We start from the raw sequence: 13,579 nt of genomic DNA on the forward strand, positions 1-13,579 counted from the left end.
CTTATCCGTCCTCTGCATGAAGAAGCAGACCCAGTGACAACATCACCGAGGCGATTGGAGGAGCCCAGGCGGCCAGCGCAATGGGCAATTGTCCATTCTCACCCAGGATTTGGGCGAAATTTCGAACAAAGTACAGGGTGAATCCCAACAGAACCGCCGCCAGAACGGAAATGCCGGTGCCTCCGAACCGGGTGTGGCGCATGGTAAAGGCAGCTCCGATCAGGACCATGGCCACCAGAAACAATGGTCGGGCCAATTCGACCTGATACCAGACCTGATAGCGTTTGGTGGAAAACCCCGCCGTAGCCAATTCGCGAATGGTTTCAGGCAGGTTATAGATCGACACACCAGCAGGCCTGCCCAGGCTGTCGCGAATCCGATCCTGGGTCAATGTTGTCGGAACGCGCAGTTCATCATGTTGAGCCGCGTTTTTTTCAGGGTTCAACCCAGCGGCCAGGGGCCAGACCTTGGCGTTTTGCAAGACCCAGTCGTCTCCATTCAGTTTTGCCTGTTCGGCGATGATCTGACGAATGGGGCCGCCTCCGGGCGCGTAGGACAAAAATGTAACGTCAAACAGGGTCACATCGGTGGCCCCACCGGCATAGCCTTTGGCGTGAATCACCGACTGGCCAAAAGCGCCGCCCTGGCGCAGCCACAGCCCTTCGCCGCTGAGCGACAGAACCGACGGGCCACCATTGCGATACGTGTCCACCAATTCCTGAGATCGGTTCGATGTCGCCGCAACAATCGGATTCAACGTGGTGACCGTCAGGCCGCCGATGATGGCCGCGACCGCCACCGGTGCCGCCAACGCCCGAATGCCCGACCGTCCGGTGGCCCGCGTCACCACCAGCTCGCTGCTGCGGGCCAGCCCGACAAACAGCACGATCGTGGCCAGGATCATCAACAACGGGAGAATTTCGCTGATCGCGGCGGGCGCATTCAGCAAAGTCAGATGGGCCATCTGACCCAAAGAGACGGGAATGCCTTCGAACCGGCGAATTTGTTCGATGATATCGACCAGCATGATCAATGTCAGAAACACGGTTCCAATCAAAAGAAACGACTGCACGAACCGGCGGGCGAAATAAAGATCCAGCTTCACGAACGCGCCTCCTGTGCGTGGCGACGTTTCAAGAGAGGTGCAAGAGGCCGGGCCGCCAGTTGCAGGAACACGCCGGCAAAGGCCAAACCGACGGCTGTCGGCAGATAGATCAGCGGCCAGAGGTCCGGATTTTCGATCACTGGTTCGGATACGACACCGCGCAACATCTCGAGCACGATCAACAGCACAAAGGCACCAAATGCCTGCCGCCAGACCCCAAATCGTGAAAAACCGCCCACCAGCAGGGCGGAAAACCCGACCAGCGCAACGGCCACGCAGATCAACGCACGGGCAAAACGCAGGTGCAGTTCTTCGACCAGATGGCCTTCGGTGTATATCTCGCGCTCGGGCAGGGATTCGCGGCCTCGTATCAATTCCAGCGTCGCGATTGCCCGGATGTTGCGGACATTGGATTCGTCGGACTTCAGAACGGATGAGATGTTATATGAGAAGTCAGCAAATACTGTTGTCGACAGGGTGCGGCTTTCGGTGTCCAGCCGTTGGGCGAGCCCATCAACCATGATCAAATTCGCCGCTTCGTTGTCGCGCACGAGAAACGCTTTGGCACCAGTGTAGATGATGGTCTGGGTCGGGTCGCGCCGGTCCGACAGGAACACGTCCCGCAAGGTGCCGTCGGGGTCAATTTCACGAATGAAAAAGGCCACACCCGGCGCTGGGTGCAGAAAACTGCCCTCGCTCAGCAGTTTTGCGGTCACGTTGCGCGCCACTTCGGATTCGCGCACCGCAAGCTGGCTGATGGACGCGGGCAAAAGAAAATGGGTCAGGGCCGACATCATCGCCGCAGTGACCAGACCAAAGACCAATGCCGGACGTGCCAACCGCCACGGGCTGAACCCGGTCGCCTGCATCACCGTCAATTCGCTTTCGCTGTTGAGCCGATTGGTAACCCAGACGGCCGCAGCAAAGGCCGCCATCGGGAGCACCATCCGAATGAGATTCGGCAGCGAAAGCGCTGTGAACTCAAGGAAAACCAGCGCCGATTGGCCATCGCCAATCAAGCGGTCAAACAACACCACTGCACGGTTGATCCAGAACACTGCCACAAGGATCAGCGCGAAAAAGCCGAAGAACAGCAGAAATTGGGACAGGACATATCTGTCGTATCTAGACAACGCGATCCCCCCAGATCCTGTTATCGGTGTTTTCGCAGACCTTACTGTAAATGTTTGGCGGGGAAAACTGATATCTGGTCAACTTGCTCACAGCAGGGTACCTCTTGGCACAAACAAGCTGAAAATCCCGACAGGAGATCTTTATGACTGCACATCAGCCCATTCAATTTGTCGAACTTGAGACCGTCAAAATCGCCGAAACAGAGGGGCGCGTTGCTGTCATTGTAACACCAGAGGGGCAATTGGACCCGTCGGCACGCACCGCAAACCGGCTGACGAAAGGCGCGCTGGAGCGTCTGGTCGAAAGCGACAGTTTCAAGAAAGTCAAATCCGGTCAGGTGATCTCGCTGGCATGGCCGACGGGCATGGCAGCCGAGTCGCTGGATGTTCTGGTGCTGGAACGCGGGCTGGGTGTCACCGAGGCGCGCAAGGCCGGGTCGACGCTGGTCAAATCGCTGGGCAAGACGGCGCTGACGGTGATGATGGGCGGGCATCCAAAGGCAGCGGATGTGGCGATGGGCATGGCGTTGCGGCTCTATGAATTTGACGCGCACAAGACGCCAAAAGACGACGCTCAGGCACCCGGTGCGATCCGCGTGGCCCACAAGGCCAGCGTCGAGACGGCTGAAAAATTCGCGCCGATGCAGGCCGTGGCCGAAGGGGTGCATATGACCCGCGACCTGGTCAGTGAACCGGCCAACGTGCTGACAACCACAGAATTTGCCAACCGCCTGGCCGAGATGACCGCGCTTGGGTTGGACGTCGAAATTCTGGACGAAGACAAATTGGCCGAACTGGGGATGCGGACCCTGCTCAGCGTCGGGCAGGGGTCCGATAGCCCATCCAAAGTGGTGGTGATGCAGTGGAACGGGGGCAAGGAGGGGGAAGCCCCGCTGGCTCTGGTCGGCAAAGGTGTGGTGTTTGACACCGGCGGGATTTCTCTGAAACCTGCGGGCGGCATGGAAGAGATGACCATGGATATGGGCGGGGCCGGTGTGGTTGCAGGGACCATGCGGGCCTTGGCGGCGCGCAAGGCCAAGGCCAATGTCGTCGGTCTGGTCGGTCTGGTGGAAAACATGCCGTCGGGCAATGCTACCCGCCCCGGAGACGTCGTGAAGTCGATGAAGGGGGACACGGTCGAGATTATCAACACGGATGCCGAAGGACGTTTGGTTCTGTGTGACGTGATGTGGTATGCGCAGGAACGGTTCAACCCGGTCGGGATGATTGATCTTGCGACGTTGACCGGCGCAATCATCATCGGGCTGGGGCATGACAATGCCGGGGTGTTTTCGAATGACGACACGTTGTGCAATGCCTTCCTCAAGGCCGCGCGCGAAGAGGACGAGGGTGCCTGGCGGATGCCATTGGGCAAAAGCTATGATGACCTGCTGAAGTCCGCGATTGCCGATATGAAGAACATCGGGGGACGTCCGGCCGGATCAATCACTGCTGCGCAATTCCTGCAAAGGTTTGTCAAGGATGGCATGCCCTGGATCCATTTGGACATCGCAGGGGTTGCCCTGTTGAAATCCGAATCCGATTTCGCCCCAAAGGGCGCGACCGGATGGGGGGTGCGCGCGCTGGATCGTCTGGTGCGCAACGCCTACGAGACGGAGTAACCGGACCCTTGGGCGCTGCCTATTTCTATCACCTGACCCGCAAGCCGCTGGACGAAACCCTGCCGTTGCTGTTGCAGAAAGCACGGCAGGCCGGATGGCGGATTGCGGTTCGGGGAACAGATCCCGGTTATCTTGACTGGCTCGACGAAAAGCTGTGGCAGGGCCCCGAAGACAGCTTTCTGCCGCATGGGGTTGCGGGTGGCGCGCATGATGCCCTGCAACCGGTTCTTTTGACCACCGGCAGCGATCTGGCAAACACGCCCCAATGTCTGATGAGCGTCAGCGGGGCCGATGTGTCAACCGAGGAAGTCCAGGCAATGGAGCGGGTCTGTATCCTGTTTGACGGCTTTGACCAAGATGCGGTTCAGCGGGCCCGTGGACAATGGAAAAGCCTGACGGGGGCAGGCTGCGCGGCGCAATATTGGTCCGAAGAAAGCGGGCGCTGGGAAAAGAAGGCTGAAGCCTGATCTGCACCCGGATGTCTGTTTCAGGTTTCCTGAAGAGCCGGGCGTCGGGGATAACTTTTTCCATTGTCATATTGCCTTCGCAAACCGGATCGGGCAGGGAGACAGCAACTCCTAACAAAATGGTGCCTCTTCCATGAAAATGCGTGACACGTTCATCAAACCCATGCACCCGGAAGGGCGCAAATTCGTCGCCATCTTTGCGGGGATCACTTTGATCCTGTTTCTGCTGTCGACCTTTCTGGGGTGGGTCGGTGTCGGGTTGACGGTCTGGTGCTACTACTTTTTTCGCGACCCCAAACGGGCAACGCCAACCCGCGAGGGGCTGATCGTCAGCCCCGCTGACGGAATTGTATCGCTGATCGAAAAAGCCGTGCCCCCGGCTGAATTGGGCATGTCCGATCAGGCCCTGACCCGGGTCAGCGTATTCATGAGCGTCTTCAACTGTCATGTGAACCGTGCCCCAATCGCCGGACGCATTGCCGCGATTGCCTATCGGCCGGGGAAATTCTTCAATGCATCTCTGGACAAGGCAAGTTCGGACAACGAGCGCAATTCTCTGTGTATCGAAATGGCCGATGGCCGCCAGATTGCCGTGGTACAGATTGCCGGGCTTGTGGCGCGTCGGATCGTTTGTTTTTCGTCAGTCGATGATCACAAGAAAACCGGCGAGCGGTTCGGCCTGATCCGTTTTGGATCGCGTCTGGATGTCTATCTTCCCGATGGCGTGCAACCCATGGTGAATCTGGGTCAGACCATGATTGCCGGCGAAACGGTGCTGGCGGATTTGACCTCCCAAGAGCCGGCCCGGCTGGTGCGGGAAGACTGATCCGTGACCGCACCGCTCCCCCCCCGCAAGAAAAAGGCCGTTCAGGTTTTTCAGCTGTTGCCCAACATGCTGACCATTGCGGCGATCTGTGCGGGTTTGACCGCGATCCGCTTTGGTTATGATGGCAACTATGAAATGTCCGTGCGGCTCATTTTGTTGGCCTGTATTCTTGATGGGCTGGACGGGCGGTTGGCGCGGATGATGAACAGCGCATCAGAGATCGGTGCCGAACTGGATTCGCTGGCGGATTTTCTGAACTTTGGCGTCGCTCCGGCATTGATCCTGCACAGTTGGGCCTTGCAGGATTATCGAGGCGGCTGGATCGCGGTTCTTAGCTATGCGATCTGCTGTGTTCTGCGTCTGGCCCGGTTCAACGTCAGCAGCCGGATGGAAACGGACAAGCCGGCATCGGATTATTTTGTCGGTGTTCCGTCCCCCGCGGGCGCAATACTGGTACTGTTGCCGATGGTCGTGTCCTTTGCGTTGCCGGACGTCTCGCCCCTGCATCCGATCGCTGTCGGGCTTTATATCTGCCTGATCGGTCTGCTGATGATCAGCCGCATCCCGACTTATTCGTTCAAGAATTTTTCGATCGACCACGAAAACGCCAAGTATTTTTTGCTGGGAGGCGTGTTGTTGGTGGCGGCTTTGCTGACCTATTTGTGGACGGTTCTGTCGGTTCTGACCTTTTGCTATATCGGCCTGTTGTTCTGGGGATTGGTGGCGTCTGGGCGCTCCAAAAAACCGTCACCCTAGTCAGCGGGTCAAAACCAAAGATCCGTCGCGTATTTCAATGCTGGACCAGCGTTGCAGATAGGACATGCCCAATAACGATTGGTCCAGTTCCCCGCCATTGACCCAGGCCGACACCCGGTCATCCTTGTAGGGGCCCAATTCCACGCTCGACAGGCGAACGGGGGCGGTGGCCACTGTTCCGTTTGCGGTATAGGCGACGCTGGAAAAAATCATGTCATCCGCATTCAGCCCGACCTTGTTGGCGTCCGCCTTGTTCAACACCATCTGCGACGCGCCGGTATCGACCAGAAATTGCACCGGTTGGTTGTTGATCATCAACGTCAGGTAATAATGTCCATCCCGGGCGCGGGGCACAATGATCTGGTTGTTGTCAGTATGCACCGATTGCTGCGGTGTGATCGTTGCGCGAATGTCGTCCCAAACGCCGACGGCTGCGATCACGGCGACAAAGATCAACACCCAGGCCAACGCCTGCTGTGCGACTTTGCCCAGAGACAGCCGGTGTCGAGTGATATACCAGATCAGCACCGCGCCGCCCAGAATTGCCAGATAGGCCATTTCTGCAAATTGGTCGCCATTCATGCTGATATCCTGTGTGTCATTAGAAACATATTGGGGCTGTTAGCCGGAATGCCAATTCCCGAGCGCAATAATAATTACGTTTACCCGGCAAAGCCAAAGTCCCGCAGCCCGTCCAGAATAAACTGGACCGACAGGGCCGCCAGCAGCATTCCCAACAGGCGGGTGACCACATTGATCCCGGTTTTACCCAGGGCACGTTCGAACAGACCCGCAGCCATGAACATGGCCAGAACGATGCCCAGAACCGACGCCATCACAGCCAGCACCAGCGCAAAGCCTTCGTATCCCGGGGTCTGCCCGGACAACAGGATGACCGTGGCGATCGATCCGGGACCGGCAATCAACGGAATGGCCATGGGGAACACCGAAGGATCATCGACAGTATCTTCGCCCTGATCTTCGCGCCGTTTGCTGCGCCGTTCAAACAGCATGTCCAATGCGGTCAGAAACAACAGGGCCCCACCGGCAACGCGAAAGGCAGGCATGGAAATTCCGATAAAGTTCAAGACCGCTTCGCCCAATGCCGCGAACAGGGTCAACAGCACCGCCGCCGTCAGACAGGATCGCAGGGCAACAGACCGACGCCGGGCCGGAGACATGCCCTGGGTCAGCGCGGCAAAGACAGGCATCAACCCGATGGGATCCACGATAACGAACAAAGTGACAAAGGAGGTCACAAAGAAAGATGTATCCATGCCTGCGTCTCTCTGTTGGTTTTGCGCGTGCCTGTTTGATGTCAGGCCTCGGCTTTTTCCAGTTTTTCCAGGGCGTCCATCCAAATGGATTCGGCCCGATCCAGTGCCTCCAGCACTTCGGTATGTTTGCCCTGCCACACGGCCAGGTCTGATTGTTTGTGTGCCTCATAAAGCGACGGATCGGCCAGCTTTTCGTCCAGCTTTTTACGCATGCCGGTCAGCTTTTCCAGTCGGGCTTCGGCTGTGCGGACATCCGCGCGCAGCGTCAGGATCGTATCACGCGGGGCGCGTTTGGGTTTTGCGGCTTTCTGGGACTGCTGCTTGGATGCGGGTTTGTCCTTTTTCAACAACAGGGACCGGTAAGCTTCGAGATCCTGGTCAAAGGGTTCCACCGTGCCGCCTGAAACCAGCCACAGCCGGTCGGCCACCAGGCTGAGCAAGTGCATATCGTGGCTGACCAGGATTACGGCACCGGAATAGGTGGTCAGCGCTTCGACCAATGCTTCGCGGCTTTCGATGTCCAGGTGGTTGGTCGGTTCATCAAGGATCAGCATATGCGGCGCATCAATTGTGGCAATCAACAACGACAGACGCGCCTTTTGCCCGCCCGACAGACGCCCAACCTTGATTTCGGCCTGATCTGGTCCCAGGCCAAAGCCCGCCAAACGAGACCGCCAACGGGCAGGTGTCTCGCGTGGGCGCAAGCGGCGCAGGTGATCCAATGGGGTTTCGTCCACGTACAATTCATCGACCTGATGTTGCGCAAAATACCCTATGCGCAACTTGTTCGAACGCACCATCTTGCCTGCCATCAACGGCAAACGTTCGGCCAACAATTTGGACAGGGTGGATTTCCCCTGACCATTCTTGCCCAACAAGGCGATCCGGTCGTCCTGATCAATGCGCAGGTTCAGATGTTTCAGGACTTCGACTTCACCATACCCGGTGCGCCCGCCTTCGATATTGATGATCGGGGGCGACAGCTCTTCGGGTTCGGGAAAGGTGAAAGCGCGCAGGGCGGCCTCTTGCGGGGTCGACACCAGTTGGATCCGCTCGATCATCTTGAGCCGCGATTGCGCCTGTACGGCTTTGGAGGCCTTGTAGCGGAACCGATCTACAAAGCTCTGCAAATGTGCAATGCGCGCCTTGGATCTGGTGTTCTCGGATTCGGCCTGAGCAAGCCGTTCAGCCCGGCGTTCGGCAAATTTGTCGTAAGGGACCGCATAATAGGTCAGCTTGCGGTCTTCGAGATGCAGGATGGATCCCACAGCCCGGTTCAGCAATCCGCGGTCGTGCGACACGATCAGAACGGTATGCGGGTATTTCGCCAGATAACTTTCCAGCCACAGCGCCCCTTCGAGGTCGAGATAGTTGGTCGGTTCGTCCAGCAGCAACAGATCAGGCTGGGCAAACAGAACCGCCGCCAGCGCAACCCGCATTCGCCAGCCGCCCGAAAAATCGGAACAGGGGCGGCTTTGGTCAGGATCATCAAACCCGAGCCCCTTGAGGATCGAAGATGCGCGGGCCGGGGCCGACCAGGCGTCGATGTCGATCAATCGGGTTTGAATTTCGGCAATCCGCCCCGGATCGGTCGCTGTATCGGATTCGGTCAACAAGGCGCTGCGTTCGGTGTCGGCGGCCAGAACCGTGTCGATCAGGGAAACATCGCTCGAAGGCACTTCCTGGGACACGCCTCCGATGCGGGCCTTGGTTGGCATGCTGATCGTGCCGGATTCCAATGACAGTTCGTTTCGGATAATGCGGAACAGTGTGGTTTTGCCGGTGCCATTGCGTCCGACCAGGCCAACTTTGTGACCGGTAGGGATGGTAGCCGAGGCTTCCTCGAAAAGCGGGCGGCCCTCGACGGCGTAGGTGATATTTTGGATCCGTAACATGGGTCTTGCACTGAGCCAGAGGATGGCGGTTGTCAATGGGCAAGCAGAAGACAAAAGTATGATTGCAACGGGTCTTGCTGGCTGGTTCGTGGCTGGCGGACCCTGCTGACTTTACCTTAACTGCGTGGCCAGGGGGCCAAAGGGATAGGTGGCAAATCCGATCATCGGGTTCTCGCCTTCTTGGTCAAAGGCAAAGACGTGGATCTCATCGTGATTGAGCGTTGCACGGCAAAACGACTGCTCCTGTGGCAATTCCTTGGGGCACTGGTCCAGATTGACATGTGGCACAGCCGTTTCAAAAACGTCATAGGTCAATGGCAGCGGACCCTGGGCCAGGGCAGGGGAGGCAAGCAGGGCCAATAGCACTACGGGTTTGACGAACATGGTAAGTTCCTTCTTGTTCCAATTTTTAGGGTCCCGTTCGCGCGCGTCAAATCTGACGGAAACAGTCGGGTTTAAAAAGCCCCAAATGACCGGACTGTGCCAAAGCTGCGCAAACCCTCTTTATCCCGAACAGGAGCCATGTTATCGGGGCCTCAATTCAACATCGGCCGGGCGCTTGCCCGGTGTTACACTCAAGCAGGAGCTCTCTCATGGCGCTGGAACGTACTTTTTCGATCATCAAACCCGATGCAACCCGCCGCAATCTAACCGGCAAGATCAATGCCAAATTCGAAGATGCTGGTCTGCGCATCGTCGCACAAAAGCGCATCCATATGACCAAAGCCCAGGCTGGCAAGTTTTATGACGTGCACGCCGAGCGTCCGTTCTATGACGAACTGTGCGAATTCATGTCGTCCGAACCAGTTATCGTTCAGGTTCTGGAAGGCGAAAATGCGATCGCCAAAAACCGTGAAGTCATGGGCGCAACCAACCCAGCCGACGCCGCTGCTGGCACCATCCGTGCGGAATTTGCGGAGTCGGTTGGCGAAAACTCTGTTCATGGCTCCGACGCACCGGAAACCGCTGCAATCGAAATCGCGTATTTCTTCTCCGGTATCGAACTGGTTGGGTAATCAAAACTTTTTAAAAGTTTTGGCAAATTTCTTTGTAAGAAATTTGCACTGATCCAAAGCCGTCAGCCTGTGCTGGCGGCTTTTCTATTTGGGTATGTGGAAGAGTAGGGCCGCGTACAGACGGGCAGAGATGATGCCGGGAAAATTCTTGTCTAAGAATTTTGACGCCGTCGGTCGATGACGCCGATTTCGTCCAGCACCTGCTCGAACGCGCCCAAGCCTTTGCCTTTGGCGTGTTCCTTGAGCGCATCAAATCGCTGTCTCAGATCTGCCTTTTCTTGTCCTTTGCAATCATTCCATGGGCGTCCTTGCAGTCCCATGACCAGCACATAATACCCGATAAAGTGCGGTCGCGTGCCGCTGTCCAATAGCATGCCATAGGCCCGGTCCGCTCCCAGATCCCGCAATTGTTCGGCACTTGAAATACCAGCGCGAGCACAGCTTTGTTCAAAGGCAGGGCCCAGATTTCTGATCGAAGAAACAGGTGTCATCATCGGGAAAGTTTAGCCAAGTTGCTGGCAAAGGTCAGTAGCGGAATGTGATGAATTTCATCCCATTCGGCGTATCACCAGAAGGGTATCGGCCCGAATATGGGCGGCCATTGTCGGCGTTTGTGCTGAACCAGAAGGATCGGGGTGCCCAATCTGCCAGATCATGACAATGTCGAAATTTTGATGTTACAAAACGGGAAAGAAATTTCGGAAATTGTAATGCATAATGCAGTTGGGGAATTGACAAGCCGCGTCGAGATTTGTCCTCTCTCCCCGGTTAGGATCCCCAGCCGGGTGGTCACATCGTCGTCGGGAAGGAAGTGTTGTGAAAACTGAACTGGATGTCAGATGGCAGGGGTTTGACCTGGCCAATCCACCAGATGGGTTCATAGAAAACCCGTTTCCCTTTTATGATGCATTGCTGGCGCATGCGCCGGTATTGCAACAGCCAGACGGTTCGGTCCTGCTGTGTCGTCACGTGGATCTGGACCGAATTTATCGTGATACAACGTTGTATTCGTCCGACAAAAAGGCGGCCTTTGGTCCCAAGTTCGGCGTCGGATCCCCCTTGTTCGAACATCACACCACATCCTTGGTCTTTAACGACCCTCCCTTGCATACCCGTGTTCGCAAGATCATGACCTCGGCGTTGACGCCGCGCGCCATTGCGCGGATGGAGCCTGGGCTGATCGACACGATTGATCATTTGCTGGACGCACTGGCAGGGCGTGATCAGGTCGACCTGATTACGGATTTTGCGTCCTCCATCCCGATCCAGATCATCGGCAACTTGCTGGATGTCCCGATCGAAGAACGAGGTCCGTTGCGGGATTGGTCATTGGCGATCCTGGGCGCATTGGAACCTTCGCTGAGCGAAGCGCAATTGGAACGCGGTCACACCGCCGTGCGGGAGTTCAAGGTGTATCTACAGGATCTGATAGCACGGCGTCGGGCACATCCGGGTGATCCGGAAACCGATGTTCTGACGCGGTTGATCCGGGGCGAAGGCGTGGATGCACAGCTGAGCGAAATAGAGTTGATGCAGAATTGTATCTTTATTCTGAACGCAGGTCACGAAACCACGACCAACCTGATTGGCAATGGTCTGGCGCTTTTGAATGATTTCCCCGACTCGCGCGCATTGTTGTTGCAGGATCCGGCCCTGATCAATCCTGCGGTCGAAGAGATCCTGCGGTTTCGGTCGCCCAATCAGTTTGGCAACAGAGAGACCACGGCCGAAATCCAGATGGATGGTCTGACGATCCCGGCGGGGACCAATCTGCATCTGTGTATGGGGGCTGCGAACCGGGATCCGTCAGAGTTCGTTGACCCAACCCGGTTCGATATCACCCGTAAACCCAATCGGCATCTTGCTTTTGCCGGCGGGCCGCATGTGTGCGTAGGGTTGACTTTGGCGCGGCTCGAAGGTCGGATCGCCCTTTCGCGGCTCTTGTCGCGGTTCCCCAATTACACCTGTCTTGCGGGGCGCGAATCCGGTGGGCGCATTCGGTTCCATGGCTACGCCAGTTTGCCAGCGCGGATGATGTGAGCCAGGGTCAGAACAAACCGGATTCTTTTGCGGTCAGGGCCGCCTGAGTCCGGTTCTTGACGTTCAGCTTCCGGCACAAGGTACGCACATGCAGTTTGATCGTCACTTCCTGCAATCCCAATGTCAGGGCGATTTCCTTGTTGGATCGCCCTCTGCACAATTGTTCGAGCACCTGGAATTCGCGCCGGGTGAGCTGGCGTGTCAAAGGATGGTCCTGACCTGCCTGTTCGTCCTGCAACAGTGAAACGGGAACGAATTTTTCGCCGCTCAACATGAAGCGGATGGCGTTGATCATCGAATTTGCGGTCAGGGTCTTGGGGAGGAACCCGATTGCACCGTGTTCCAACGCCGCCTGGGCAATTTTGTTCGTTGCATTGCCGGACAGGATCGCCACGGCCTTGCCGCCATTGTGCTGCAAGGCCTGCGTCAGCCCGTCCAACCCGTTCATTCCTGGCATATCATAGTCCAGCAACACCAGGTCAAAGGGCCCGGAACGTTTGATCGCCGACAATGCAGCCGGTAGAGAAGAAACCGTTGAAATTTCCGAGACGATTTCATTGCGCACATAGGCGGCGATGGTTTCCAGGACCATGTCATGGTCGTCAGCAATGAGGATTTGCAATTGTGCGTCGTCCTGACAATTCCAGCTTGGAATCAAGCTATGGGTAATCACGTGGCATTCAAACCGAAGAATCGAACAAAAGTGTCTGATTCTTAGATCCTTTTACCGAAAAGGCATATAGTTGACCAATGACTATCCAACGTTAGAAAACTTGGTGTTAATGCGCATTTATAACACAGGTTACTATACTAAAGTAGTAGTATGTGATCGAATGCTCCTGTGCTCGGGGTGACGATGTATGGCACTCTCGCATCGTTTGAAAAACCAATGTCCTGAAGTGTGGGGGAATTGATGCTGCGGCGAACTTTTATACAGGCTGGAAGTGTTGCAGGCCTGATGCTGGGTGGCCCGGCCTGGGGGCAGGAACAGCAAGCCGAACCAGACAGGGCAGTCTTGTTGACGGTACGTTTGGCCGAGGGTGGTCAGGAAAAGACGCTGGCAGAATTCACCTTGAAAGACCTGAAGTCGATGCCGATCACAAGGTTTCAGACCAAAACCGTCTGGACCGAGGGCACACAGGAATTTACTGGCGTTGCTTTGTCCGATTTGATGAAACAGCTGGAGATTACCGCCGGCACTGTGGAAGCCTGGGCAATTAATGACTATCTGGCCGAAATTCCCATGACGGACGCACGCCCCGAGGGGCCAATCATTGCGTACCTGCGCAATGGGGACGAGATGTCGGTTCGGGAAAAAGGGCCGTTGTGGGTGGTGTACCCCTATGACAGTGACCCAGCGTATCAACGCGAAGAGATTTACGTACGCAGCGTTTGGCAGTTAAATCGCCTTATCCTGAATCCCTGAGCGAGTGACGCGGGAC

Annotated in this window: 15 protein-coding genes; 7 read left to right on the top strand and 8 right to left on the bottom strand. The window is 56.7% G+C overall.

Translation table 11 applies throughout. The features are described 5' to 3' along the window. Window position 1 precedes the first annotated feature (1 nt). Window positions 2-1,105 (bottom strand): LPS export ABC transporter permease LptG, encoded by a 1,104-nt coding sequence (gene lptG / locus K3727_10840; protein ID UWQ89333.1) that lies wholly within the window; start codon window positions 1,103-1,105, stop codon window positions 2-4. Then, entirely contained in the window at window positions 1,102-2,238 is a 1,137-nt protein-coding gene (gene lptF, locus K3727_10845) for an LPS export ABC transporter permease LptF (GenBank protein ID UWQ89334.1), read from the bottom strand. Before lptF ends, lptG begins: the two co-directional genes overlap by 4 nt. 143 nt (window positions 2,239-2,381) lie before the next feature. On the opposite strand from lptF, the gene K3727_10850 reads away from it, so the two are divergent. The 4 genes from K3727_10850 (at window position 2,382) to pssA (ending at window position 5,909) form a co-directional block, all read left to right on the top strand. Beyond that, a complete protein-coding gene (locus tag K3727_10850) occupies window positions 2,382-3,860 on the top strand; it encodes a leucyl aminopeptidase (protein ID UWQ89335.1) in 1,479 nt (492 codons plus the stop codon). An 8-nt stretch (window positions 3,861-3,868) separates the two neighbouring features. Beyond that, complete coding sequence (locus K3727_10855; protein ID UWQ89336.1) at window positions 3,869-4,327, top strand: DNA polymerase III subunit chi; 459 nt, start codon at window positions 3,869-3,871, stop codon at window positions 4,325-4,327. Window positions 4,328-4,460: 133 nt separating this feature from the next. Then, on the top strand, window positions 4,461-5,153 hold the full coding sequence (locus K3727_10860; protein UWQ89337.1) for a phosphatidylserine decarboxylase: 693 nt from the start codon (window positions 4,461-4,463) through the stop codon (window positions 5,151-5,153). Window positions 5,154-5,219: 66 nt separating this feature from the next. Continuing rightward, entirely contained in the window at window positions 5,220-5,909 is a 690-nt protein-coding gene (pssA, locus tag K3727_10865) for a CDP-diacylglycerol--serine O-phosphatidyltransferase (GenBank protein UWQ93344.1), read from the top strand. On the opposite strand, the gene K3727_10870 is transcribed toward pssA, so the two are convergent. The 4 genes from K3727_10870 to K3727_10885 all read right to left on the bottom strand — a co-directional run bounded on the left by K3727_10870 (window position 5,910) and on the right by K3727_10885 (window position 9,465). After that, the gene (locus K3727_10870; protein UWQ89338.1) at window positions 5,910-6,491 is read right to left on the bottom strand and encodes a TIGR02281 family clan AA aspartic protease; all 582 of its coding nucleotides are present in this window, start codon (window positions 6,489-6,491) and stop codon (window positions 5,910-5,912) included. 80 nt (window positions 6,492-6,571) lie between these two features. Beyond that, the gene (locus tag K3727_10875; protein UWQ89339.1) at window positions 6,572-7,186 is read right to left on the bottom strand and encodes a MarC family protein; all 615 of its coding nucleotides are present in this window, start codon (window positions 7,184-7,186) and stop codon (window positions 6,572-6,574) included. Window positions 7,187-7,227: 41 nt separating this feature from the next. Then, window positions 7,228-9,081: an ATP-binding cassette domain-containing protein gene (locus tag K3727_10880; protein UWQ89340.1), complete on the bottom strand. Its 1,854-nt coding sequence runs from the start codon at window positions 9,079-9,081 to the stop codon at window positions 7,228-7,230. 111 nt (window positions 9,082-9,192) lie between these two features. After that, the gene (locus tag K3727_10885) at window positions 9,193-9,465 is read right to left on the bottom strand and encodes a hypothetical protein (GenBank protein ID UWQ89341.1); all 273 of its coding nucleotides are present in this window, start codon (window positions 9,463-9,465) and stop codon (window positions 9,193-9,195) included. A 209-nt stretch (window positions 9,466-9,674) separates the two neighbouring features. Between K3727_10885 and ndk the strand changes: the two genes are divergently transcribed. Then, window positions 9,675-10,097 carry a nucleoside-diphosphate kinase gene (gene ndk / locus K3727_10890; GenBank protein UWQ89342.1) on the top strand — a complete coding sequence of 141 codons (423 nt, stop codon included), beginning with the start codon at window positions 9,675-9,677 and terminating at the stop codon, window positions 10,095-10,097. 152 nt (window positions 10,098-10,249) lie between these two features. Here the strand turns inward: ndk and K3727_10895 are convergent, their stop codons facing one another. Continuing rightward, window positions 10,250-10,591 carry a TfoX/Sxy family protein gene (locus K3727_10895; GenBank protein UWQ89343.1) on the bottom strand — a complete coding sequence of 114 codons (342 nt, stop codon included), beginning with the start codon at window positions 10,589-10,591 and terminating at the stop codon, window positions 10,250-10,252. Window positions 10,592-10,913: 322 nt separating this feature from the next. On the opposite strand from K3727_10895, the gene K3727_10900 reads away from it, so the two are divergent. Continuing rightward, complete coding sequence (locus tag K3727_10900) at window positions 10,914-12,137, top strand: cytochrome P450 (protein ID UWQ89344.1); 1,224 nt, start codon at window positions 10,914-10,916, stop codon at window positions 12,135-12,137. Between the two features lie 7 nt (window positions 12,138-12,144). Here the strand turns inward: K3727_10900 and K3727_10905 are convergent, their stop codons facing one another. Then, window positions 12,145-12,759, bottom strand: coding sequence for a response regulator transcription factor (locus tag K3727_10905; GenBank protein UWQ89345.1), 615 nt, complete (start codon window positions 12,757-12,759; stop codon window positions 12,145-12,147). A 336-nt stretch (window positions 12,760-13,095) separates the two neighbouring features. Between K3727_10905 and K3727_10910 the strand changes: the two genes are divergently transcribed. Continuing rightward, the gene (locus K3727_10910; protein UWQ93345.1) at window positions 13,096-13,563 is read left to right on the top strand and encodes a molybdopterin-dependent oxidoreductase; all 468 of its coding nucleotides are present in this window, start codon (window positions 13,096-13,098) and stop codon (window positions 13,561-13,563) included. Window positions 13,564-13,579: the final 16 nt, after the last annotated feature.

The sequence above is a fragment of the Rhodobacteraceae bacterium M382 genome (assembly GCA_025141015.1).
Taxonomy (GTDB): Bacteria; Pseudomonadota; Alphaproteobacteria; order Rhodobacterales; family Rhodobacteraceae; genus Aliisedimentitalea; species Aliisedimentitalea scapharcae.

Coding starts and splice junctions, on each gene's coding strand:
- K3727_10850 (UWQ89335.1), top strand. CDS start 2,382: ATGACTGCACATCAGCCCATTCAATTTGTCGAACTTGAGACCGTCAAA.
- K3727_10860 (UWQ89337.1), top strand. CDS start 4,461: ATGAAAATGCGTGACACGTTCATCAAACCCATGCACCCGGAAGGGCGC.
- pssA (UWQ93344.1), top strand. CDS start 5,220: ATGCTGACCATTGCGGCGATCTGTGCGGGTTTGACCGCGATCCGCTTT.
- K3727_10870 (UWQ89338.1), bottom strand. CDS start 6,491: ATGAATGGCGACCAATTTGCAGAAATGGCCTATCTGGCAATTCTGGGC.
- K3727_10875 (UWQ89339.1), bottom strand. CDS start 7,186: ATGGATACATCTTTCTTTGTGACCTCCTTTGTCACTTTGTTCGTTATC.
- K3727_10880 (UWQ89340.1), bottom strand. CDS start 9,081: ATGTTACGGATCCAAAATATCACCTACGCCGTCGAGGGCCGCCCGCTT.
- K3727_10885 (UWQ89341.1), bottom strand. CDS start 9,465: ATGTTCGTCAAACCCGTAGTGCTATTGGCCCTGCTTGCCTCCCCTGCC.
- ndk (UWQ89342.1), top strand. CDS start 9,675: ATGGCGCTGGAACGTACTTTTTCGATCATCAAACCCGATGCAACCCGC.
- K3727_10895 (UWQ89343.1), bottom strand. CDS start 10,591: ATGATGACACCTGTTTCTTCGATCAGAAATCTGGGCCCTGCCTTTGAA.
- K3727_10910 (UWQ93345.1), top strand. CDS start 13,096: ATGCTGGGTGGCCCGGCCTGGGGGCAGGAACAGCAAGCCGAACCAGAC.